21 protein-coding genes and 1 tRNA gene are annotated in these 23,275 nt (G+C 44.3%); 6 read left to right on the top strand and 16 right to left on the bottom strand.

What is annotated here, in order from left to right; genetic code table 11:
* Positions 1 to 17: 17 nt before the first annotated feature.
* The 9 genes from LT679_RS07460 to ligA all read right to left on the bottom strand — a co-directional run bounded on the left by LT679_RS07460 (position 18) and on the right by ligA (position 9,555).
* Positions 18 to 1,904, bottom strand: a complete 1,887-nt coding sequence (locus tag LT679_RS07460) for a CocE/NonD family hydrolase (protein ID WP_232176834.1) — start codon at positions 1,902 to 1,904, stop codon at positions 18 to 20.
* Positions 1,905 to 1,990: 86 nt separating this feature from the next.
* Positions 1,991 to 3,181: a phosphoglycerate kinase gene (locus tag LT679_RS07455; protein WP_317206534.1), complete on the bottom strand. Its 1,191-nt coding sequence runs from the start codon at positions 3,179 to 3,181 to the stop codon at positions 1,991 to 1,993.
* 157 nt (positions 3,182 to 3,338) lie between these two features.
* Positions 3,339 to 3,773: a GNAT family N-acetyltransferase gene (locus tag LT679_RS07450; protein ID WP_232176832.1), complete on the bottom strand. Its 435-nt coding sequence runs from the start codon at positions 3,771 to 3,773 to the stop codon at positions 3,339 to 3,341.
* On the bottom strand, positions 3,770 to 4,768 hold the full coding sequence (gene gap / locus LT679_RS07445) for a type I glyceraldehyde-3-phosphate dehydrogenase (RefSeq protein ID WP_232176831.1): 999 nt from the start codon (positions 4,766 to 4,768) through the stop codon (positions 3,770 to 3,772). The genes LT679_RS07450 and gap overlap by 4 nt, the downstream gene beginning before the upstream one ends.
* A gap of 186 nt (positions 4,769 to 4,954) precedes the next feature.
* Positions 4,955 to 5,953 carry a GTPase ObgE gene (gene obgE / locus LT679_RS07440; protein ID WP_232176830.1) on the bottom strand — a complete coding sequence of 333 codons (999 nt, stop codon included), beginning with the start codon at positions 5,951 to 5,953 and terminating at the stop codon, positions 4,955 to 4,957.
* A gap of 115 nt (positions 5,954 to 6,068) precedes the next feature.
* Entirely contained in the window at positions 6,069 to 6,641 is a 573-nt protein-coding gene (locus LT679_RS07435) for an adenylate kinase (protein ID WP_232176829.1), read from the bottom strand.
* A 60-nt stretch (positions 6,642 to 6,701) separates the two neighbouring features.
* Positions 6,702 to 6,775 (bottom strand) — tRNA-Arg (locus LT679_RS07430).
* A 167-nt stretch (positions 6,776 to 6,942) separates the two neighbouring features.
* On the bottom strand, positions 6,943 to 7,494 hold the full coding sequence (locus LT679_RS07425; RefSeq protein WP_232176828.1) for a hypothetical protein: 552 nt from the start codon (positions 7,492 to 7,494) through the stop codon (positions 6,943 to 6,945).
* Positions 7,495 to 7,545: 51 nt separating this feature from the next.
* Positions 7,546 to 9,555 carry an NAD-dependent DNA ligase LigA gene (gene ligA / locus LT679_RS07420; RefSeq protein WP_232176827.1) on the bottom strand — a complete coding sequence of 670 codons (2,010 nt, stop codon included), beginning with the start codon at positions 9,553 to 9,555 and terminating at the stop codon, positions 7,546 to 7,548.
* A 218-nt stretch (positions 9,556 to 9,773) separates the two neighbouring features.
* On the opposite strand from ligA, the gene LT679_RS07415 reads away from it, so the two are divergent.
* Entirely contained in the window at positions 9,774 to 10,232 is a 459-nt protein-coding gene (locus LT679_RS07415; RefSeq protein WP_232176826.1) for a hypothetical protein, read from the top strand.
* A 68-nt stretch (positions 10,233 to 10,300) separates the two neighbouring features.
* Here LT679_RS07415 and LT679_RS07410 read toward each other — a convergent pair whose 3' ends face one another.
* Together LT679_RS07410 and LT679_RS07405 are read right to left on the bottom strand one after the other, a co-directional pair.
* A complete protein-coding gene (locus LT679_RS07410; RefSeq protein ID WP_232176825.1) occupies positions 10,301 to 11,047 on the bottom strand; it encodes an EcsC family protein in 747 nt (248 codons plus the stop codon).
* 106 nt (positions 11,048 to 11,153) lie between these two features.
* Positions 11,154 to 11,783 carry a hypothetical protein gene (locus LT679_RS07405; RefSeq protein WP_232176824.1) on the bottom strand — a complete coding sequence of 210 codons (630 nt, stop codon included), beginning with the start codon at positions 11,781 to 11,783 and terminating at the stop codon, positions 11,154 to 11,156.
* A 204-nt stretch (positions 11,784 to 11,987) separates the two neighbouring features.
* On the opposite strand from LT679_RS07405, the gene LT679_RS07400 reads away from it, so the two are divergent.
* Positions 11,988 to 13,187 (top strand): peroxiredoxin family protein, encoded by a 1,200-nt coding sequence (locus LT679_RS07400; RefSeq protein ID WP_232176823.1) that lies wholly within the window; start codon positions 11,988 to 11,990, stop codon positions 13,185 to 13,187.
* Positions 13,188 to 13,253: 66 nt separating this feature from the next.
* Here LT679_RS07400 and LT679_RS07395 read toward each other — a convergent pair whose 3' ends face one another.
* Positions 13,254 to 15,143: a DUF885 domain-containing protein gene (locus tag LT679_RS07395; RefSeq protein WP_232176822.1), complete on the bottom strand. Its 1,890-nt coding sequence runs from the start codon at positions 15,141 to 15,143 to the stop codon at positions 13,254 to 13,256.
* Positions 15,144 to 15,255: 112 nt separating this feature from the next.
* Between LT679_RS07395 and LT679_RS07390 the strand changes: the two genes are divergently transcribed.
* Positions 15,256 to 15,732, top strand: a complete 477-nt coding sequence (locus LT679_RS07390) for a DinB family protein (RefSeq protein ID WP_232176821.1) — start codon at positions 15,256 to 15,258, stop codon at positions 15,730 to 15,732.
* A 269-nt stretch (positions 15,733 to 16,001) separates the two neighbouring features.
* Here the strand turns inward: LT679_RS07390 and LT679_RS07385 are convergent, their stop codons facing one another.
* Positions 16,002 to 17,306, bottom strand: a complete 1,305-nt coding sequence (locus LT679_RS07385) for an alpha/beta hydrolase (protein ID WP_232176820.1) — start codon at positions 17,304 to 17,306, stop codon at positions 16,002 to 16,004.
* Positions 17,307 to 17,467: 161 nt separating this feature from the next.
* Between LT679_RS07385 and LT679_RS07380 the strand changes: the two genes are divergently transcribed.
* The gene (locus tag LT679_RS07380) at positions 17,468 to 19,912 is read left to right on the top strand and encodes an outer membrane beta-barrel family protein (protein ID WP_232176819.1); all 2,445 of its coding nucleotides are present in this window, start codon (positions 17,468 to 17,470) and stop codon (positions 19,910 to 19,912) included.
* Here LT679_RS07380 and LT679_RS07375 read toward each other — a convergent pair.
* Genes LT679_RS07375 through LT679_RS07365 form a run of 3 tightly spaced genes read right to left on the bottom strand, consistent with a single transcriptional unit; the run spans position 19,909 to position 21,364 of the window.
* Positions 19,909 to 20,124, bottom strand: coding sequence for a KTSC domain-containing protein (locus LT679_RS07375; protein WP_232176818.1), 216 nt, complete (start codon positions 20,122 to 20,124; stop codon positions 19,909 to 19,911). The two genes, LT679_RS07380 and LT679_RS07375, sit on opposite strands and share 4 nt — an antisense overlap.
* 39 nt (positions 20,125 to 20,163) lie before the next feature.
* The gene (locus tag LT679_RS07370; protein ID WP_232176817.1) at positions 20,164 to 20,523 is read right to left on the bottom strand and encodes a DUF1634 domain-containing protein; all 360 of its coding nucleotides are present in this window, start codon (positions 20,521 to 20,523) and stop codon (positions 20,164 to 20,166) included.
* A gap of 4 nt (positions 20,524 to 20,527) precedes the next feature.
* Positions 20,528 to 21,364, bottom strand: a complete 837-nt coding sequence (locus LT679_RS07365) for a sulfite exporter TauE/SafE family protein (protein WP_232176816.1) — start codon at positions 21,362 to 21,364, stop codon at positions 20,528 to 20,530.
* A 146-nt stretch (positions 21,365 to 21,510) separates the two neighbouring features.
* Between LT679_RS07365 and LT679_RS07360 the strand changes: the two genes are divergently transcribed.
* Both LT679_RS07360 and LT679_RS07355 read left to right on the top strand, forming a co-directional pair.
* Positions 21,511 to 22,461, top strand: a complete 951-nt coding sequence (locus LT679_RS07360) for a 1-phosphofructokinase family hexose kinase (protein WP_232176815.1) — start codon at positions 21,511 to 21,513, stop codon at positions 22,459 to 22,461.
* A gap of 46 nt (positions 22,462 to 22,507) precedes the next feature.
* Positions 22,508 to 23,266, top strand: coding sequence for a L,D-transpeptidase family protein (locus LT679_RS07355; RefSeq protein WP_232176814.1), 759 nt, complete (start codon positions 22,508 to 22,510; stop codon positions 23,264 to 23,266).
* Positions 23,267 to 23,275 lie beyond the last annotated feature (9 nt).

Below are 23,275 nucleotides of genomic sequence, written 5' to 3'. Positions count from 1 at the left end.
GCCACCTGCTGTAAAATCTATTTCTGCTCTATCACCCGTACCTTTAAAAAGCTCGGGCTGTTTGTTGATGTATGCAGCCTATGGGTAGACTTTTTGAAGTCGCTATCCTTAGCTTTCATAATATCCTGAAACTGCTGCGTGTTCCTGTCAATAAGCGGGAACCAGGTACTTTGTACCTGCACCATAATGCGGTGTCCCTTTTTAAACGTGTGCAATACGTCCTGCAACTCAAAGTTTACAGGCGTAATCTCACCGGGTTTAAAGGGTTCGGGCTTTTCAAAGCTGTTGCGGAATTTGCCGCGCATCGCCTCGCTGCGCACCATTTGCTGATAGCCCGACATGCTTACACCCTTTCCGGTAAACTTATTGCTGCTTGCCGAGTCCGGATAAACATCAATTACCTTCACAATCCAGTCGGCATCGGTACCTGTGGTTGATACCTTCAGATTAGCCCATATATCGCCTGCCAGGGTAACATCATCGGTCAATACATCGGTTTGGTAAACCAATACGTCAGGGCGTTGGGCGGCAAAGCGCTGATCGGCGGTCATGTACTCGCGATTCATATCCATACTGATGCCGTTGATGAATGGCACCGGTTTGTTCGGATCAGACACGAACTCCTCAAAAATTTCTCTTGTATTAGGCGGAGGGGAAAACGATAACTTACCGCCGGGCAGAAAATAAAGATTTTTTTCAGCAGCTTCTTTCGGTGGCCAGGTAGTATAAGTGTTCCACTTGTTAGCGCCGGTTTCAAAAGCGTTTATCTTAGGCAGATTAAAATTGCCGGTGCCTTTAAGGTAATGGCTAAAAAATTTAAATTCTATGCTTTCGCGATAAAACGGGCCGGTTTCGCCGCCAAAATCCACATCACCTAAATGATCGCCTGCTCCGCGTGCCCAGCCGCCATGCACCCACGGGCCAATGGCCCAGTACACCGGCGTTTTCGGGTTATTTTTGGCTAACACTTTATAAGTATTGATGCCGCCATATAGATCCTCAGCATCATACCAGCCGCCCGTAACCAGTACGGCTGTTTTTATATCGTGCAGGTGAGTGAGCACGTTCCTGTCCTGCCAGTGTTTATCGTAATTGGGATGATCCATCATCTCGTTCCACAGGCGGATGGTGTCCTTAAAATACTTTACGTTGCTGTTACGCATCGATCCCATGTCCAGAAAGAACTTGTAGCCATCCTCAGTACCAAAATCTACACGGCTACCACGGCGCTGTGTCGGCTTATCATCCTGGCGGTTGGTGAAGCCCGGGTAAAAGCCAAAGTTGGCCACCAGCATAAACGCGCCGTTATGAAAAGCATCATCACGATACAGGTCAGCAATAGGTGCCTGCGGCGATGCAGCCGCCAACGCCGGATGACGGCTCAACAAGGCCGTTGTAGTGTAAAAGCCGGGATAGGAGATACCCCAAACACCCACCTTGCCGTTATTGCCGGCAACGTTCTTCAGCAGCCAGTCGATAGTATCGTAAGTGTCGGTACCTTCGTCAACATCCTTTTTGCTTTTGTGCTTTTCAAGTTCGGGTGTCATCTCCTCATATATGCCCTCGCTCATCCAGCGGCCGCGTACGTCCTGGTAAACAAATATGAAACCGTCTTTTAAAAATAACGGCGAAGGGCCAAGGCTGCCCCGGTATTTATCTGTGCCGTACGGAGCTACGCTGTACGGCGTACGATCCATCATGAAAGGATATTTCTTCGATTTGTCTTTCGGCACATAAATCGAGGTAAACAACTTTACCCCATCACGCATGGGTATCTGGTACTCAAATTTTTGGTAGTTGGCCTTTACGTATTCGGCATCGGGGTTAACAGTTTGAGCATTTAAGCCCGGCATGCCAAACCCTAAAAGCAGCAGGCATAAAGCTATGATGTAGCGTTTTTTCATGTATAAGAGGTGTGTTAATAGCATGTTAAAAGTAAACAAAAAAGGCGACCTTATGGTCGCCTTTCATTTATCTCAATATGTAAATATTACTCGTTGATCGCTTTTACGCCCGGTAATTCTTTGCCTTCCATATACTCCAGCAAAGCGCCACCACCGGTTGACATGTAGCTAACCTCATCGGCCAAACCGAATTTGGTTACTGCTGCGGCTGAGTCGCCACCACCAATCAGCGTGAAAGCGCCGTTTTCAGTAGCTTTAACTACCGAGTCGGCAACTGCTTTGGTGCCTTTATCAAAGCTTTCCATCTCGAAAACACCCATCGGGCCGTTCCATAAAACGGTTTTTGATTCTTCGATCACCTTGGCAAATGCTTCTCTTGATTCAGGACCGATATCCAGACCCATCCAGTCAGACTTAATGGTATTATTTGGCGATACCGCTGTTTGGGCGTTATTATCAAATTTGTCAGCCACAATACAGTCGGTAGGTAAAATAAGGTTAACACCTTTAGCTTTGGCTTTTTCAACCAGTTCGTTAGCCAGGTCAAGCTTGTCGGCCTCTAATAACGACGTGCCTATTTCACCACCTTTAGCTTTAACAAAAGTATAAGCCATGCCACCGCCGATGATCAGGTTATCTACCTTCTCCAGTAACGATTCGATCAGTTGTATCTTGTCAGAAACCTTAGCGCCACCCATAATTGCGGTGAACGGGCGGGCTGCATTGTTCAATACTTTTTCGGCATTGTCAAGCTCGGCAGCCATCAGGTAGCCAAAGTATTTAGCGTCAGGGAAAAATTGTGCAATAACCGCTGTTGAAGCGTGCGCACGGTGAGCGGTACCAAAGGCATCGTTCACATAAACATCACCCAGTTTTGAAAGCTTTTCAGCAAAGTCTTTGTCGCCTTTTTCTTCTTCTTTGTAAAAGCGCAGGTTTTCCAGTAAAAGTACTTCGCCTTTTTCAAGCTCGGCAGCTATTTGGGTAGCTTGTTCGCCAATGCAATCATCAGCAAATTCCACTTGCTGGCCCAGCAGGTCAGACAAATGCGCTACAATATGCTTCAAAGAGTATTTATCGGTCGGGCCATCTTTTGGTCGGCCCAGGTGCGACATCAGGATAACCGCACCGCCATCATTTAAAATCTTTTTGATGGTAGGTAATGCCGCGGTGATGCGGGTATCGTCGGTAATTTTAAAGTCGCCATCAAGCGGAACGTTAAAATCAACCCTAACAAGGGCTTTTTTGCCCGAAAAACTTATCTGATCAATTGTTTTCATATTCAAACTGGTTGTAAAATTCAGCAGTGCCGCAAAATCAGCAATTTATTTTAAATACGGAACGTAAATGTTAAAAAGTGGGCAGCTTTTTGGTAAATTTCATAGTGGTTTAACAATGGAAAGAATTGATCACTGCTCTATGGCGCGACAACAAGATCTACCTGATGCGCAAATACATTACATGGTGCTGCCCTATGCCCGGTACATCAAACTCGGGTGAAATTATCTCGAAGCCGACATTGTGATAAAAAGCTAGGGCTTTTTTACGGGCATTACACCACAGGTAACTTGCCTTTTGGCCGCGCAGGTAAACAATGGCAAAGTTTAACAACTGGTTACCTAAGCCTTTACCGCGATGTTTCTCAATGGTGGCCATGCCCCGCAGTTGATAACCTAATCCGTTAAAATCGCCGTAGCTTTGCGGATGAAACGAGGCAATACAAGCCAGCTCTTCATTAACATACCAGCCTAAATGAAAAGCACCGTCAATCTTATCCGTCGGGAAGATGCACTCATGTAATTGCAGCATACCTTCGCGCAATACCTCGTTACGTACGCCTAACAACTCCTCAACCGCTATGAATTTTATCATGATTTCAGCGCGTTTATTTTTGCAACCAGATCGGCAAGGCGGCTCGAATAGCCCATCTCATTATCATACCAGCCAACCACTTTTACCAACCCGCCAACTATCGAGGTTAGCTGTGCATCAAATATGCAGCTATGCGGATTGTCTAAAATGTCTGTTGATACAATAGGATCTTCGGTATACTCTAAAATATTCTGCATTGATCCGGCGGCGGCTTGCTTAAACGCTGCGTTGATCTGCTCAACGGTTGTATCGCGCTTTAGGCTGCAGGTAAAATCTGTAAGCGAGCCGTTAAGTACGGGTACACGTATCCCAGCCCCGCCAAGCTTACCGTCTAAATGTGGGAATATATTAGTTATGGCTTTCGCAGCGCCGGTTGTGGTTGGTATAATGGATGCTGATGCCGCACGTGCACGCCGCAGATCCTTATGCGGAGCATCATGCAGGTTCTGATCGCCCGTCATGGAGTGAACAGTGGTGATATAGCCGTCAACAATGCCCCAGTTATCATCCAAAATTTTCACCATGGCTGCCACATTATTCGTTGTGCACGATGCGTTGGACAGGATAGGGGCAGTGAGATCGATTTGCTCATCATTTACGCCAAGTACTACGGTTGGTACCGTTTTATCGGTTGGCGGTGCCGATATAATCACTTGTTTGGCGCCGGCCTGTAAGTGTTGTTCTGCTCCGTTTCGCGAAGTAAATTTCCCGGAGGATTCAATCACCAGGTCAACATCAAGTTCAGCCCAAGGCAATAGCGCGGGTTCACGCTGCGCGAAAACTTTGATAGGTTTATTGTTGATAATGAGCTTATCAACAGTATGCTCAACCGTACCCTTAAAGCCCCGGTGCACCGAATCATATTTGAATAAATGGGCAAGGGTTTGGGTATCTGTTAAATCGTTTATAGCGACAACCTCGATGGCGGATGTGTTCAGAATGTTTCGCAGAAAAATGCGACCTATACGCCCAAAACCATTTATTGCGATCCTCATGTCCTTTACACTAATAAATTAAGGGTACAAAGGTACGTAACCGGAATCGGGGATAAGTATACAGTAAGTAAATTTTCTACCACACACCAACCTTCTGCAAAGTAGATGGAGCTAAAAACACTCAGCTCTGTCGAGAAATCCACCAACAAAGTCCTCCTCAAGGAGGATCAGGAGGGGTCGAGTGTGCTATTGGTTAATAGCCTGCCAAAGCAGATCCTTCAGCTTATCCAGATTTTTTTGCGCGACGGATGAAATAAATACATAAGGAATGTCTTTTGGTACCTGTTGTTTCATTTCCTCGGTTAGTTCGTCGTCCAGCATGTCAGACTTGGTGATGGCCAGTACACGTGGTTTGTGCATCAGTTCAGGATTGTACTCTTGTAGTTCGTGCTGTAATATTTCGTACTCCTGGGTAATTGTACGTGTGGTATCCGCAGGTACCATAAACAATAGCACAGAGTTACGCTCTATGTGGCGAAGGAAACGGAAACCTAAGCCTTTACCTTGCGATGCCCCCTCGATGATACCCGGAATATCGGCCATTACGAATGATTTGTTATCGCGATACGATACGATGCCCAGGTTAGGTACCAAGGTAGTAAAGGCATAATCGGCAATCTCCGGCTTAGCGGCCGAAACGACCGAAAGCAGCGTTGATTTACCCGCGTTAGGAAAGCCCACCAAACCCACGTCAGCCAGTAACTTCAATTCAAGTATGTTCCATACTTCCTGGCCTGGCTCGCCGGGTTGCGCAAAGCGCGGAGTTTGTTGTGTTGATGACTTAAAATGCCAGTTGCCTAATCCGCCGCGACCACCGGGTGTAAGTACCTTGGTTTCGCCGTCGTGCGATATTTCAAATATTACTTCGCCGGTTTCGGCATCCCTGGCAATGGTGCCCAGGGGTACTTCCAATATCTCGTCGCGGCCGGTTTTGCCGGTACACAACGCGCTGCCTCCCGGATCGCCGTTGCCGGCTATTACATGTTTACGGTATTTAAGGTGCAGGAGCGTCCATAGCTGGGCGTTGCCTTTTACAATAACATGCCCGCCACGGCCACCATCGCCACCATCAGGGCCACCTTTTGCGGTGTGCTTATCGCGGTGTAAATGTGTTGAACCAGCGCCCCCATGCCCTGAGCGGCAGCATATCTTTACATAATCAACAAAATTAGAGCCCTGAGCCATGGTATTGCAAGTATCTTAATCCGGAAGACCGGAGGTCCGAAAGGCTGAAAGTCCGGAAGCCCGAAAGCGTGATTTACTTTCTGACTTCCGGACTTACCGACTTTCGGAATAAATATTAATATTTTTCAGTTACCGCAACAATGGCGCTGAAGATCTCATCTATTGAGCCTATGCCGTTGATGCTGGTAAATTTATCCTGGTTTTTATAGTAACCGGCAACCGGTGTGGTTTTATCGTTGTACTCTTTTATGCGCTTGCGGATGATGGCCGGGTCGGCATCATCAGGACGACCTGAATCTTTACCGCGGAGTAAAAGGCGGCGTTCCAATTCATCATCATCAACCTCGAGGGCGATCATGCCTGATATAGCTGATGCTTTTGATTCAAGCAAATTGTCCAGGGCTTCGGCTTGTGCCACTGTACGCGGGAAACCATCGAAAATAAAGCCTTTGGCATCTTTGTTCGCATCCAACTTATTTTCAATCATGCCGATAACTACGGCATCCGGCACTAATAGGCCTTGATCCATCAGCTTTTTGGCCTCCAAACCAAGCTCGGTGCCCTGCGAAATTTCGCCACGCAGCAAATCGCCGGTTGAAAGGTGGATCAGTCCGTATTTGTCAATAAGTTTTTGTGATTGAGTGCCCTTGCCTGCGCCGGGAGGGCCGAACAAAACCAAGTTTAGCATGCTTATAAAATTTAAATAGCCTTTCTGTACGATTACGGAAAGGCTATATTATTATTTGAGTGAACTTGAAGGGAGTCGAACCCCTAACCTTCTCATCCGTAGTGAGATGCTCTATCCAATTGAGCTACAAGTCCGTATTATTTATCCCTTTTGATTGGGACTGCAAAAATACGTTTCTTTTTAATCGATGCAAATTTTTTTTAAAAAATAAGCGGTTGAAACGGCTATCTGCCTCATAGCAAGAGCGATTATTGTTGTGTAAAGCTAATATTTAGATGCCACAAATGGTAAGTAACGGTGGTTACTGTTTATTTTGCAATTTAGCTATGGCAGATTTGTGTATGTACCAGTTGCCTTTATAATGTTTAAATTCTTTTAAAATTGATTTTTGAGGTGACGCAACCGTTCTTAATAAAACATGTTTATCTGATTTATAAGGTCTGATATAAACGTTTCCTACACTATCTGCCTCAATCATAAAGAAGTCATACTCATCAATCGCTGTGGTCATATGTTTTATTTGATTGTCACTCATATAATCCGGACAGTTACTTTGTAATACCAGCTTATTACTAATATCAAAAAATTCCATGATAATGAATTTGCTGTGCTTTACAGCATAAGGCGGGCAATTGAATCCCTTCACCCTTACTCCTGCAAAGTATATTTTGGAATTAGGGTAATTGCCGGAGCTTTGGTAGTGTATGTAAAACTGTTTAAAAAGGCTAAAGTCAGTTTTATCGTATTTTTTTATCAGAGCATCAGTAGCATCTTTATAAGTTATTGGCTTAGTACATGAACTCCAAACAGCAATTAGCAGGAGTAAAGGCAGGTATTGTTTTAAAGCAATCATGAAACTTAAATTTAAATTTAATTCCGCAATCAAACTTCCGCAATCCGCATTCTAAATCATTCCCATCAATTCCTCATCGCTGATGATCGGTATATTCAACTTATTGGCTTTCTCCAGCTTGGCAGGACCCATGTTGTCGCCTGCTACAAGGTAGTTCAGCTTGGCCGATATGCTGCTGAGTATCTTGCCGCCGTTTTGCTCAATAATATCTTTCAGTTCATCGCGCGAAAATTTCTCGAATACGCCCGAAATAATGAAGGTTTTGCCGGCAAGCTTGTGGCTGGTCAGGGTGATCTCTTTTTCCTCGATGGCGAATTGCAGGCCTGCATCCTTTAACTTTTGTATTTCCTGCTGATGTACCTCGCCGCTAAAATATTCAATCAGGCTGAGGGCGATACGGTCGCCAATTTCTTCGGCGGCTATCAATTCATCATAAGTGGCCTTACTTAGCGCATCAATATTTTTAAAATGCAGCGCCAGCTTTTTAGCAACGGTGGCGCCAACATAACGTATACCCAAGCCAAACAACACCCGCTCAAAAGGCATCTGTTTTGATTTTTCGATGCCATCCAGCATATTGGTGATTGATTTTTCGCCGAAGCGCTCCATCTGCTTTAACTCATCTGAATGTTCATGCAAAAGGTAGATGTCGCTTATATGGCGCAGCAAACCTTTTTGGTAAAGCGTCTCAATGGTTTCATCGCCCAGGCCATCAATATTCATAGCCTTACGGTTGATAAAGTGTTGCATTTTACCAACAATTTGTGGAGGGCATCCTTCATCATTAGAGCAATAAAATGCAGCCTCACCTTCTTTGCGTTCAAGCTGGGTGCCACAGGCCGGGCAAGTAGTAATATATGCTACCGGCGCAGCATTCTGATGCCGCTTTTCGGTATTAACGCTGATGATTTTGGGGATGATCTCGCCACCCTTTTCCACATAAACGCTATCACCCTCATGCAAATCAAGCCTTATTATCTCGTTGGCATTGTGCAGCGTGGCGCGTTTTACTGTAGTGCCGGCAAGCAATACCGGCTGCAAATTGGCCACCGGTGTAACCGCGCCTGTGCGGCCTACCTGGTAGCTTACACTAAGAAGTTCCGTTTCAACACGCTCGGCCTTAAATTTATATGATATGGCCCAGCGCGGCGATTTAGCGGTAAAGCCCAATTCCTGCTGCTGCCCGTAGTGGTTTACTTTGATTACGATGCCGTCAATATCATAGCTCAGGTTAAAGCGTTCTGTATCCCAGTAGTTAATAAATTCTAAAACCTTGTCGATATTATTGCACAGGCGACTATGATCGTTTACATTAAAGCCCCATTTTTTCAGCGCTTCAAGGCTCTCCCAATGTGTTTTAAACAAAGTTTTATCGGTATATAATCCGTACAAAAAGCAATCTAACGGGCGTTTCGCCACTTCGGCCGAATCCTGCATTTTTACGGTGCCCGATGCAAAGTTGCGCGGGTTAGCATAGGGTACTTCGCCGTTTTCAATGCGCTCATTATTCAGGCGTTCAAAGGCTTTCCGGTGCATAAATACTTCGCCGCGTATTTCAAAAAGTTCGGGGTAGTCTACCTTATTCAACTTTTTGGGAATGGTATGTATGGTGCGTATGTTGGTGGTAACGTCATCACCCTGTACACCATCTCCACGGGTTACGGCGCGCGCAAGCTGCCCGTTTTCATAAGTTAAGCTCATGGACAGGCCATCGAATTTTAACTCACACACATACTCAAAATTATCGCCGATAGCCTTACGTATGCGCTGATCAAAATCAAGCAGTTCCTGCGCGTTGTAGGTATTGCCTAAAGAGAGCATTGGCCAGCGGTGCCTAACGGTAACAAACTCCTTTGTAACTTCGCCGCCTACTTTTTGGGTAGGCGAATCAGGATCGGCAAACTCCGGGTGCTGTTTTTCGAGTTCGGCCAGTTGCTTTAATTTCTGGTCAAAATCGTAGTCTGCAATGGTAGGCATTGCCAGCACATAATAATTATAGTTGTGTTGTTTAAGCTCAGCGGTGAGCACCTCGATTTGCTTTTTTATCTCGTTGGATGACATAACAACGAAGATACGGTTTTGCCCTGTTCGGCTATATAAATTTACTGTGGCACAGTCAAAACTTATAATTTTTGCTTTTAAATAAAGTGTTACAAAAACCTTTAAAGTGTAAAGGTGTTATAGTTGATAGCAGTGAAAATGCAGTTTTGACGTGCTAATGGCATAAAAATTGCTTAAAGCACAGAAATTAATTTATCGTTTACCTTATTATTCAACTTATGAAGAAAATTTTTCTTTTAGCCGTAATTGCAATCGCACTTTCCGCTACGCAATCTTTCGCTCAATCAAGCTACAAAACAGGCTTAGGTTTAGGCATTGATTTTGGCGATGGTTCAACTTTGGTTGGCCCAAGCGTTAAACATTTTTTTAACGGTCATGACGTTATTCAGGGTGATTTGTTATTTGGTAATGATGCTACCTGGATTGGTGGTTTTTACCAATACCACCAAGCCTTCAGAGAGGCTACAGCGCTAAAATGGTATTTAGGTATTGGCCCGCAGGTAGCTTTATATGATGGTGGTTCAACCTTCTTTTTAAGGCCAACCGGTGGTTTGGATTATAAAATTCCAACAGCTCCGTTAAGCCTTACTTTTGACTGGCGTCCGGCTATCCGTTTAAGCGATGGTTCTGACTTTGAAGCCGCTCGTTTCGGCCTTGGTTTCCGTTATACTTTCTAAGAATCGTTTAACATCGTTCATAAAAAAAGCCGCTTAAAGCGGCTTTTTTCGTTTTTCATAAATTGTATTTAAGGTGTAGGGTAGGTTAAAATTTTAAGCGGACTAACTTTACGCATCCGGTAACAGTTCATAGCGGTTTCGCCCAGTTGATTCAACAGCCGGTAGTTTACCACCGCGCCTACGGCTGCACCGATGAATGGTATCAGTTGCGCCATCTTGGCCAGGTCAATATAATCCCGGTATTCCTGCTGAAAGGTTCGCCAGTCAAATTCCTGTTCATCGTCAGGCAGGCCCTGGCTGTAACCCTGCCAGCCGGCTATTTTTTGATAAACCTCATTGCGTCCTTGCTGACTGCTGAATGCCAGTTGGAAAATATAAAGTATATATAACCGCTCTTTATAATCGTGCACATCATACCCGTAAAGTGTAGCTATTTCAAACAGCAGCTTTATTTTTATGCCGATCAGTATCGGGAAGTCGGCTAAACCCATCAATATTCCGTCCGCGCCGGTAACGGCACCCTCAACCGAGGCGGTGCGTTTATAAAACTCAATTTGCTCCTTTACAAAAGCTTCGCGCATTTGCAGTGAAGCATCAGCAAGCGGGGCTTTGGTAACATATTTGGCGCCAAACAGCACCCCCTTTATCATCTTCTCGATAGCTGTAGTTATAGCAGCGTGTACCTTTTCAGGTATAATATTGTTTATTTTGGTTTGCAGGCCCTTGGCTATCCTGTTGCCCAGCGAGGGCTTTTTTTGCATGCGGTGCTGCCAAAATTCTAATTGTATATATGCCTGTTCTTCATAAGTTGTCATAGTTATAAAATGTATGTTAAGGGTATGACAATTAATAAGGCAAGCTTGTTACGGGGAAAATTTAAAATCCCTCTCTGCATTGCTTTGCAGAGAGGGTGCGCCGGTATTACCAGCTATAGAAAAAACCAAGGTTTAGGTAATTGACTAAATTAGCACTGAAAGTATTGGATGAGCCGGTGGTATAGCCCTTTGATTTGGAATGACTGTAAGATATATTAGCTACATTGGAAGTTATACCCAAATGTTTAGTAGGATAGAACGCGAAATCAAGTCCAACACGTCCGGTGTAACTGTTGGTAGTGGTTACATTGTCTGATTCTTCATCAAGATTTAAGGTTTGCCTGTCGCGAGAATATTGGAAGGACGGACCTGTACGTATGCCGATTTTATCATTAAAGAGGATGTATTTACGTAACTGTACGCCGGCAAATAAACTCGTGAATTTTTGAGTGTAAGCACTTAGGTCGTTTTTTCGGCTATTTTCCTGGAAGCCGTAACCAGTAAATACGGCAATGTCCAGTTTATCAGCTATAAAATAGCTGTAATTAACAGTTGCGTTATACACATTAAATTTAACCTTGTCGGTTGTAGTGGTTGCGCCGTCAAAGGAGGTGTTCTTACTATCGGAGTTTTGAATAGCGAATGAAACGCCAACATTTTGTGTTCCCTTTTCGGTTTGGGCAAAGGCAGCTGAGGAAGCAACGCATAACAGCATTGCAGCAATCATTTTTTTCATGAAAATTGTGTAGTTGTGTTAAGTTGAAATTGTGTGTTTAATTGTCAGTATGACGGGGCATAGAATAGATGGTTTAACGCCTATTTGTGATTTTTTATAAAAGCTTAACAGTCTATGATATAAAATAAATTTCTTGCCTTTAAACCTTACTGATCTGTATCTCTCCAAGTATAAATCTTATCTTTAATACATAACCCAAACCGTATGTCAGCATTAAAAACATTTTTTTTAATTACAAGCTTGTGCTTGCTCAGTAACTTTGGTATTTCGCAACCAAAAACCAGCGCTACTGATTCCTTAAGCGGATATATTACGCTCAATATCGATGTGACTACCCTTAAAGATACCGCCGGGATATTTAAAGTTCGCTTTGGCGGTGAAACTGTGTTCCCGTTGATAAAAGATGGCAGAATTACAGTCAAACATTATCTAAAGGAGCCAAGAAGAGCGTATTTAACATTTTATCCGCGAGATAGCATTAACGTTGATCCAAATCGGTCAACAGATAATATAGTGGCTCGATATAACGACTATTACACTTTCTTTTCGCATCCGGGCAACTTTAAGATCACGGTCAACAATTTTATAAACGCCAGCCGGATTGAGAACCCAAGCCAGTATCAAAAAGATTATGAAAACATGGAGTTGGAACTTAGAAAGTTTGAAGAAAAATTTTGGCAACTAAATGCAGACAAGTATGTAAAGTTACAATCAGTTACCGGTAACGTAAAAGATTCATTATCGATGGAAATGCAAAACTTATCGACAGAAGCATACAGGAAATATTACGATAATGTAGTGCTTACGTATATTAAAACACATCCTGATTCTCCTACGGCTTTGCATTTATTGGAAGAATATTCATACAAGTACGTGGTAAATTATGATGCCTTAGAATTATTGTATAATAATTTTACAGACAGGATAAAGTCTCTTCCCAGTGCCCGTACGGTATATAATACTGTTGACCGGAATAACTTTCAAAGTAACCTGATCGGCAAAATCGCGCCTGATTTTAGTTTGAAGGATGTTGCCGGAAAAGATGTGGCATTAAAGAGCTTTAGGGGCAACGTTACTTTGATAGAATTTTGGGCCAGCTGGTGCGGACCGTGCAGGGCAAACAACCCTGGTTTGGTTAAGGTATACCAAAAATTTAAAGCGAAGGGCTTTAAAATATTAGGTGTGTCATTGGATCACAAAAAAGATGACTGGCTGAATGCTATTAAAGAAGACGGGCTTAAATGGACTCATGTGTCTGACCTGAAATTTTGGAACGGCGAGGTAAGCAAAATGTATCACGTAACCGCGATTCCGATCAACTACCTTATTGATAAGGATGGCAAAGTACTCGCCAAAAACTTAAACGAAAAGGCATTAGAACAACAACTTGAAAGGTTGTTGTAATAGCGGAATTTTAAACAAACAAAAAGCGATGCAGTTGGATGCATCGCTTTTTGTTACGAAATATGTTTATGATTTCTTTTTAGCGCCGGTGTCGGTTTTAACCCGTTTATCACCGGTTTTTGTTTCTTTCTTTTCCTCGGCGTCTTCAGGCTGATCTGCTTTTTTATCACCCGGCTTTTCAACTTCGTTAGTCAGCATGGCTTCCTTGATGTACTTTACCGGTGCGCTGCCGTAACTTAAAAACTTTTCGTTAAACTCTTTCAGGCGGTATTTATCGGCCATTTTTTTCTTGTACTCTTCGCGCAGTTGTTTAATGTCATGATAACCGGTAAAGTAACTGGTGAGTTGTACGCTGCTAACAGTTACGCGCTTCCATTTACCCTCAGCTTCGGCTTGCTGCTGAAACGCTTCTTTGGTAAGCAGTTTTAACGCCTGGTCGCGTGTCATGCTGCCTGCGTGTACGCTGTAATCCAGTATGGCATTGCAAACTGCGCGCAGATTCCATTTACACCACATCAATCGCATTTCGGGTTCGTTGTTGCCGTAGCCGGCATCCAGCATCATTTCCTCACCATAAACTGCCCAGCCTTCAACCATAGCGCCGTTGCCCATTACCGCTTTTATAAGGCTCGGTGTTTTGTTCGCGTAAACCAATTGGGTATAATGGCCCGGTATAGCCTCGTGTATGTTGAGTATTTGCAGGGTGTAGTTGTTATACTCGCGGAGGTAGCTTTCGGCACGTTCTTTATCCCAGCCATCTAAACTGCCTACGTTGTAATAGGTATTGCCATTTTTTTCGTACGGTCCAGGGGATGATACCGACGCACCAGCTACACCGGCCATATAGGCAGGCTCCCGGCGTACAATAAGCGGCTTGCTTGGGTCCATAGTAAGCAAATCTTTCTCTTTAACAAACGCGCTTAGCCTGGGTATTTGCTTTTCAATGGCTGATTGAAATTGTGCCGGTTCAACGTGTTTTACGGAAAGTGCTTCAATCACCTCGCCCACAAGCGCCAGCGAGTCCGACGGTATTTTTTTATCGCCCAGATACTTTGGCCACAACTCCTTGCTAAGCTTAATCATCTCCTTATGCAGCAGTTTTTTACGTTCAACCGCCGCATTAAACATTTGCTGTGAGGTAAGGCTTGATTCTATCTCGTAAGCGAATTTTTCGTCGTACAATGATTTGCCGAGCCTGAAACTCCTGCCTTTATCGCTGCGGATGGTTTTTAGCCAGGCGGTAAAGCCACGTATGGCAGCAACGCTGGTTTTGGCACGTTCGCGCATCAGTTTTTGCTCCGCATCCGTAATGCTGCTTTTGGTGAGTGAATCAATAAAATCTTTTTCAATTACACCCGCACCGCCGTTAAGCTGATCTATCGCCAGGTCAGTAAGTTCCGGAACGGGGCTTTTAACCAGCTTCTGCGCATCTTTGTAATAAGCCGGTATGGCTTCCATCTTTTGATAAAAGCTCTTTAGCCTTTTAGCAAGCGGCGCATATTTCTCGTTCAAAATATAAGCAAAGGTGCCAATAACGTTATACGACGTTGGATCCCATTCGAAAGCTTTAAGCGAGCCGTAAGTCCACTGCGTTTTCCGTAAATAATTTTGGATAAGGTAATAATCCATACGGTTGCTTGCGGTAAGCTCGTTTTGTGGGTAATGGCTTAACGAGTCGAGGTGGTTTTTGGCAAAGTCAACCAGTTTTTTCTTCTGTTCGGCGGGTGTCAGCAAAACACTATCATACATATGGTAGCCGACTGATGTAGCCCAATCGGGGTTAAGCTTCCAAAGCTCGTCTAAAAACTTGCCCTCGTAACGGGTGAATGATTCGTTGTTTTTTTCCTCGTCAGAGAGTTGGCCACCCATGCCATCCTTTTTGCAGGCAGTAAAAAAAGTGAAGCCGCAAACGGCTGTAACCAATAGTTTATAAAGGGTGCGGGTATTGATCATCATGCGCATAAACTTAAGGCATTTACTTTAAATAATACAGCGCAGCTGTTACAAACCTTAAAATTTAAGCCAACTTTAAAGTGGGCTGCTTGTTAAACATTAAAAATTTGATGGTATGAGCGAGCAGCATAACACTTTGATAAATGAACTGGTTAACTTTTTAAGCGGCAAGGGCGCGCATGTAAGCTTCGCCGAGGCGGTTGAGGATTTACCGGCTGACCTTAGAGGCAAAAAGCCCGACAACATGCCGTACAGCATTTGGCAATTGGTTGAACATATACGCATTGCGCAGTGGGATATGCTGGAGTTTAGCCGGGATGCCAGCCATCAATCGCCAAAGTGGCCTGATGAATACTGGCCTGAAGAGGCGGAGCCTGAAAGTGATGACGCCTGGAATCAATCGCTTGCGCAAATTGAAAATGACTTGAACGAGTTTATAAGCCTGTTGAAAAACGCGGATAATATTTATGAACCATTTGCACACGGCAGCGGACAAAACTTATTGCGCGAAGCCCTACAAATAGGCGACCATACAGCCTACCATACCGGCGAAATACTGGCAATCAGGAGGATGCTGGGCGCATGGAAGTAAGACCTCACCCAACCCTCTCCAAAGGAGAGGGCTTTTAAAAAAGGTAATGACTAAGTAAGACTGATATGCGACAGTGCCGTTAATAATATATATTACCGGCCTCTTAATTTTCGGATAGCAGGTGGATGCATTAACTTTGATAGAAAATTAAACAGCCGGCGAGTTATTTGCCGTGTTTTTATTTTTTGTAGTGCTCATGAGATCGCTAACGCTTAGTATTGCTTCTTTTGTTCGCACAAAAGAAGTTTATAAAAAGTATTAAGAATCCACTACTTTACCTTACCTACAAAGTCCACAATACCGTTAACCAATTCAGGCTTCAACGGTAAATCCGGATTATTGTATGTAGCCATGTTCTGCTTGGTATCTGCAGGCGCGGCTTTAAGCACATGGTTCATCTCGGGGATTATAAGCAACTGCGCGTCTGACTTGGCTTTCTTTAACTTTTCGGCCTGTGCTACCGGCACCTGCAAATCCGTTGTTCCCTGTACAATCAGCACGGGCATTTTAAGTTTTTTGATTTCGCGTTGCGGATCATACCTGCACCACGACATGATGTAGTTTTGAATGCTCGGGCGCGCTACTGCATACAGCGAGGCGTCAACGTTCGGTGTGGTTTTGCCGCGTTTCAGGCTGTCGAGCACGCGTTTAAATCCATTGGCAATGTAAGCCGGCTGACTTTTCATTTGCTCGGTAAGTATTTTTTCGGCAGGGTCTCCGGCTCCTGCAACTGATATAAAGGCTTTAACCGGCGCGTCATTAGCGGCAAGCATACCTACCAGTGACCCTTCGCTATGGCCTAAAACAATTATTTTTGAAAACTCGCCCTTATCATTTATATCATTAATCAGGCCCATGGCATCTTCTACCATATCCTCAAACTTCAGCTCCGATTCCTTGGTCGTACTAACCGACTGGCCGATCAGGCGTTTATCATAACGTAAAGTAGCTATACCTTTTTTACCCAGTTCATTAGCCAGTTGTAAATAAGCATTTGTGTTTAAGCCAAGCTTAGCGCCATTACCATCACGGTCAGTTGGGCCTGAACCTGCTATAATGAGCACCAACGGCATTTTTCCTTCGGTTTTAGGCTTAACCAGTGAGCCCGCTATACTGCCCGAAAACGTTTTCAAAGTGTAAGGCGACTCCATGAGGGAGGCATCAATAACGCTTTCTTGTTTTTGTGTATCGCCCGGCGTTGGCTCGTAAGGGCGCAGCAATAAACCCATGTATTGGTTTTGCGCGTTTACGGCAACATTGAGGGTAAACGTAGCCTTTTCAAAGTTAGCCTTATAAACCCCTACGTTATTTTCCATCTTCAAAAAGTCAGCACTTTTTAGCATGCCCAGTTGATTTTTTAACTGGATGGTAGTACTGCGAAATTGCTCGGCAGTAAGTGCTGCTTTCATCTCGGAACCAAAACGCGCGTACACGCTGTCCGGATGGCCGGTATTGTATTGCCTGATAAAAAACTGTGTGGCTTTTTTAATGTGCTCGGGCTCTGCCTGCCCAAATGCTGTTAAGGTGGTTAAACTCAGTATTACAAGGGTTAAATATCTTTGAAATGCAGTCATACAAATTTGCTATTGCTAAAAAGCAAAGCTAATAAAACACCAATTTATGCCGCTATTTGCGGCAACATATTTTCGGCTTTACCGTAAAAAGGTTATTATTGTGATACCATCACCGATTTTTATTGCCAGATGGTTTAAGCTAGTTTTCTTTCTGCTGATTAATGGATAAACTGACCCGGGCCTTACTGCTTTTTGTATTGAGTTTTGCTTGCATTGAAAGCCGGGCGCAAACGGGTACAAAAGTGATAGAGGGCAAAGTGCTTACCGAAGCCCTACAACCCGCAGACGCGGCAACGGTAAAACTGCTAAATCACCCCGACTCGGCACTTATTGCCACCACCATAAGCGATAAAAACGGTTTTTTTGAATTCAGAAGCATAAAGCCGGGTAAATATTTCATCTCTATAAGTAAGGTGGGGTACAACCGTTTTTACACGGTTCAATATGTAATAGGCGAAAATACAGGAAATATAAAAACGCCGGATGTTAAGTTGATCCCCCTTAATTACCAGCTTAAGGAAGTAAAGGTTACCGCCAAAAAGGACTTTGTAGAGGTTCGTCCGGATAAAACGGTAATCAACGTTGAAAAAAGCATTGTGTCGGCAGGTAATAACATGCTGGATGTTTTGCGCAACGCGCCGGGCGTAAAGGTATCAGGCGAGGATGTGCTATTCAAAGGCGGGCAAAAAGCATTAATTGCTATAAACGGCAAAGTTACTCAGCTAACCGGCGAGCAACTGGCCGAGCTGTTAAAAAGCTACCAGAGCAGCATGGTAAATTCTGTTGAACTGATTGCTAATCCATCCGCCAAGTACGATGCCGCAGGCGGCGGACTTATCAATATCGTGTTGAAGAAAAACCGTGATTTGGGCTGGCGCATAGGTGTATCGCAAAGCGTAGCCGTAGGCGAAAATTATAAGTTTAATTCGGTGATAAACCTCAATTACCGATCAAAAAAAGTTAACCTGTTTGGCAGCTATGTGTTTGCAGCCAATGAAATACCGCGTTTCTGGGATGTTGACCGTTTGATCAATGTTGGCCCCAACGTATCTGATTACCGAATGCGTTACAAGGGAACTACTAAGCTGAAAAGTTATACCTTTAATACCGGCGCGGATTGGACTTTATCGCCCAAACAGAATCTGGGCTTTATTGTACACGGTTATGCCACACCGGCTGATATTGACAAGCGCAATACCACTTACATTGCCAACAATGGCGTGCCGGATTCAACAATCACCACCCGATCAGGAATAGACAGGACGATCTATAATTTGAATTATAACATCAACTACAAGGGTTCATTCGGTGCAGATAACAAACATGTGCTATCGGCTGACCTGGACTTGTCTGACTATAACCGTCGCTCAGACGAAAACCTGCGTAATGATTTTTTTAACCCGGCTGGTGCCGTAGTGCGCGACCCGCTTTTTTACGATGTTTATTCGCCTGCCGATATCAATGTGTATTCGGCAAAGGTGGATTATACGCGGGTAGTTTCACCCAACACCAGTGTTGATGCCGGTGTAAAAGTGAGCAAGGTAAACAGCGATAACCGTATTGATTTCAGTGAGCAGGTAAACGGTACTTCACAATTGGTACCCAACCTTACCGATCATTTTGTTTACAAAGAGCGTATTGAGGCCGGATATATAAACCTGCATACCAAGATCGGCTCAACAGACGTTACTGCCGGCCTACGTGCTGAGCAAACGCATGCTAACCGCAGATCGTACAATCCAAACCGGGTGGCCGATACTTCGTACTTCAATCTATTCCCGAGTATTCAGCTCATACGTAGCGTAGGAGAGGAGCATCAGTTTACGCTGTCATACAATCGCCGTATCGGGCGGCCAAACTATCAGGATCTGAATCCCTTTGTAGCATATATTGATCCTTATGCCTTCAGTACTGGTAATCCATTTTTAAAACCACAATATGTTAGCTCGGTTGAGTTGGCCGATACCTATCTCATCAAGTTCAAAGCGGCCTTAAGTTTTAGTGTAACGAATGATTTTTATACCACCATTTACGAGCAGAACAACGCTACCGGGGTTTATACTACCACTAAAAGCAACGTGGCCAACCGGCATGTATATGGCCTGGAAATAACTGCTCCCTTTGATATTACGCCATGGTGGCAAATAACTAATTATGTTGAGCTAAGCCACAGTCGATACTTTTACAAGGAAGCCGGTGCTGCTAATAAACATGCTTATGATTTCCTGACGCAGGTAAACCAATCATTCAGTATAACGGATAAGTTTAAGGCCGAGGTTAACGCCAATTACGAAACGCCTACGTACTTCGGCATAAAAAACTATCGTGAGCAATACTATTTCAGCGCCGGTATGAGCCACGTAATTCTGCACGATATGGGTACCATCAGGTTGGCCATGAGCGATATTTTTAACACGCAGATTGACCGTTACGATACGCGCTTTATGAACCTCAACATGCGTGGGCGCGAAAAACCGGGAACGCGATTTGTTACCGCAACCTTCACCTACCGTTTTGGCAACAACTCGTTAAAAGCGGCCCGTAAACGTACCGGCGGTTCGGCTGAAGAAGTATCAAGAATGGGGGGCAGCAGTAATGAAAATTAAGGAACGCGCTGTTCTTTGTACTTACCTTTTATCTTTTTTACAAAGTAGCGGCCTAACGAAGTAGCGTTAGCGAATTTTTTAAATGCCGCCGGCTTAAAGTTAAAGTATTGCCAGATGCCGCCATTATCTCTGAACTCCAGTTCGAGCACCTGGTTTTCGGCATCATAACCAACACTTTCAAGGGCTGACGATTCTACATGGACGCGTTTCATAACTATCCATCATACAATCAAATTACATACCACGCTAAATTAGCCCGCCTTACCGGTAAGCATACTGAACAGGATGATGCCCAGCACCAACAGGGTGACGAACATGTAGCGGTAATCCTTTTCGGCGGCAAAGCCGATGGCTGAAAATATAAGCCTCACCACCGGCGTGGCTATCAACAGTATAATACCAACCTGAACAATGGCACGGCCGCGCAGTTCAAACACACTGCTGAAAAGATTGCCGGGCTTCACATAGTCGGGCACGCCTTTAAACGTAGCGTAATCAACCATCTCGTGCCCATGGCGGGTAAGGTATATTATTCCGCCTAAAAAAGCTATGCCTATTGATGTGAACACACCTATGCGCAACAACTGGCCTATTATTACTTGTATCTTCATCTGTTTAAACCCTTCCTAATATTCCGTTGTAGATCATCTGTATAGCCAGTATTAAAATTATGCCTGCAAACAAATATTTAAGCCATGCCGCTGATGCGGTGCGCACTAGTATTTTAGAGCCACTTAAAGCACCCAGTACTACGCCAATAACCACCGGCATACAAATAGCCGGATCAATATAACCGCGTTGCAGGTAAACCACAGCACTGGCCGCGGCGGTTACACCTATCATGAAATTACTGGTAGTGGTTGATACTTTGAAGGGTATGCGCATAACTCCATCCATCGCAACCACTTTTAAAGCGCCCGAGCCTATGCCTAATATACCTGATATGATGCCGGCTACTATCATCATCCCGAAGCCACCCACTACGTTAACAACCCGATAAGCTACAAAGCCGCCGGCTTCCGGGAAATTACCATCAAGTTTCAGTTTTTCGGCCAGGTAGCTTTTTTTAAGGTTTACTTCGTTTGATTTTTTCTTGAGGGATATAATAGCTGAACAGATAAGTACCGTTCCAAAAAGTATCGCTATAAAATGCGCCGGAATAAACGCCGCCAATACCGCACCGGTAAACGCGCCGATGGTAGTTGCAATCTCTAAAAAGATGCCCAGCCGCATATTGGTAATGCCTTCTTTTACATAAGCCGCCGCCGAGCCCGATGATGTAGCAATAGCCGATACCAGCGATGCGCCTATGGCATAATGTATATCAACGCCAAGCGCGAGGGTAAGCAGTGGTATCACCACAAAGCCGCCGCCAAGGCCTGTTAATGAGCCTAATAAGCCGGCGGCATAAGCTCCCGCCAACAATATCAGGGTAAATGTAAGTACAGTCATAGTCAACTCTTTCGAGCCGTAAAAGTACAGTTTTTAAAGCAGGGTGGATGTTAGAATACCATTAAAAAGGCAGTTTGAACATTTATTAAGCGCGATGATGCGTATCTTTGCGGCTTAATTTTTTTAGGAAATAACATACCCCTGTTATGAAGCATATTTTAACACTAACGTTAAGCCCTACAATAGATAAAAGCACATCAGTTGATAAAGTTATTGCAGAACATAAGTTGGATTGCGCCGAACCTAAGTTTGAACCGGGCGGCGGCGGTATTAATGTATCACGTGCTTTAAGGAGATTAGGCTTAACTTCCACTGCGGTGTTTACCTCAGGTGGGCTTAGCGGTAAATTATTGCAGGAGCTATTGCATAAGGAGCAGATTGAGCAGCACCCGATAGAAACGGTTAACCTTACCCGCGAGAACTTTATCGTGGTAAACCGCGCCACTAATGAACAGTTACGTTTTGGTATGCCCGCGCCCGCGCTGGTAGAAGGCGAAGAAGAGAGGGTTTTAAAAGCCGTAAAGCAAATGGCTCCCAAAGCCAGCTACATTGTGGCCAGCGGAAGCATACCCAAAGGGGTGAGCACCGACTTTTTAGCCCGGATAGCCCGCATCGCCCGTCAGGAAGACGCAAGGCTGGTGGTGGATACCTCGGGCGAAGCGCTGGAGCAGGCCATTGAAGAAGGCATCTATCTGCTTAAGCCCAACCAAAATGAATTGCGAAAACTTACCGGTATAGAAGCCGAGGATAACGACGCGATTGAGGAAGCAGCCCGTATCATTGTCAACAAAGATAAATGCGGTATAGTAGTAGTATCAATGGGGCCACAGGGCGCCTATGTAGTAACCCGGGATTATGCTGAGTTTGTAAATGCACCATCAGTAAAAAAACGCAGTACTGTAGGCGCCGGTGACAGTATGGTGGCCGGTATGGTGTACGGCTGTGTTAATAATTACGATTTAGGCCATATGGTACGTATGGGTATAGCCTGTGGCAGCGCTGCTACCATGAACCACGGTACCGAACTATTTAAAAAAGAGGACGTTGACCGCTTGTACGAGTGGTTAAATAAGCAGACTACTAACTATTTAGTTTAAACTATAATTTTAGGTATGGGGCGCCGTTATTATGTAAATTTATATAATGACACGCCTTGCCTTAATTATCACCGTAGTAGTACTATCAACAGCATTCACCTCATTTACTGATGACGCAGCTTTTATGCGCGACCAAAAACGTAGCGCGCGTGTTAAGCAGGCTTATAACGATAAGGAAAAGTTACTGAACGAAAAGCTTAAGCCTTATGGCTTGTCGCTCAATGGAATCAATATTTTGATAACTGCTTTCAAAACTGAGCAGCATCTTACGGTTTATATTAAAGCGCCTGCCGAGGCAAAATATCGTAAATTTAAAACCTACAGCGTTTGTTCTATGTCGGGCGTGCTGGGGCCCAAGCGCCGTAGTGGTGATGGGCAGGTACCTGAAGGCTTTTATTATATAGATAGGTTTAATCCGGCGAGCGCTTATTACTTGTCGTTAGGCTTAAATTATCCAAATGCTGCTGACAAGATCAGGAGCGGAAAGGCTAATCCCGGCGGAGATATTTTTATACATGGCAAATGTGTTACCGTTGGTTGTTTGCCCGTCACCGACGATTATATCAAGGAAATATACGTGCTGGCATTACAAGCCTACCAAAGCGGGCAGCATAAAATCCCGGTCTATATATTTCCGTATAAGTTCGACAGTATTTCAGCTGACCGTATCTCCTCACCCTATGCTTCGGATAAAAACATCATCGCTTTTTGGGATAAACTCAAAAAGGGATATAATCAGTTCAACGCAAGGCAACAGGAGTTGGCGATAAGGATCAATCCCGCTGGAGACTACATTTTTAACTAAACAAAAACG

Origin of the sequence: Mucilaginibacter roseus (assembly GCF_021215455.1) — a bacterium.
GTDB lineage: Bacteria > Bacteroidota > Bacteroidia > Sphingobacteriales > Sphingobacteriaceae > Mucilaginibacter > Mucilaginibacter roseus.
Note: the sequence above shows the minus strand (reverse complement) of the source record. Positions and strands in the feature narration are given on the sequence as shown.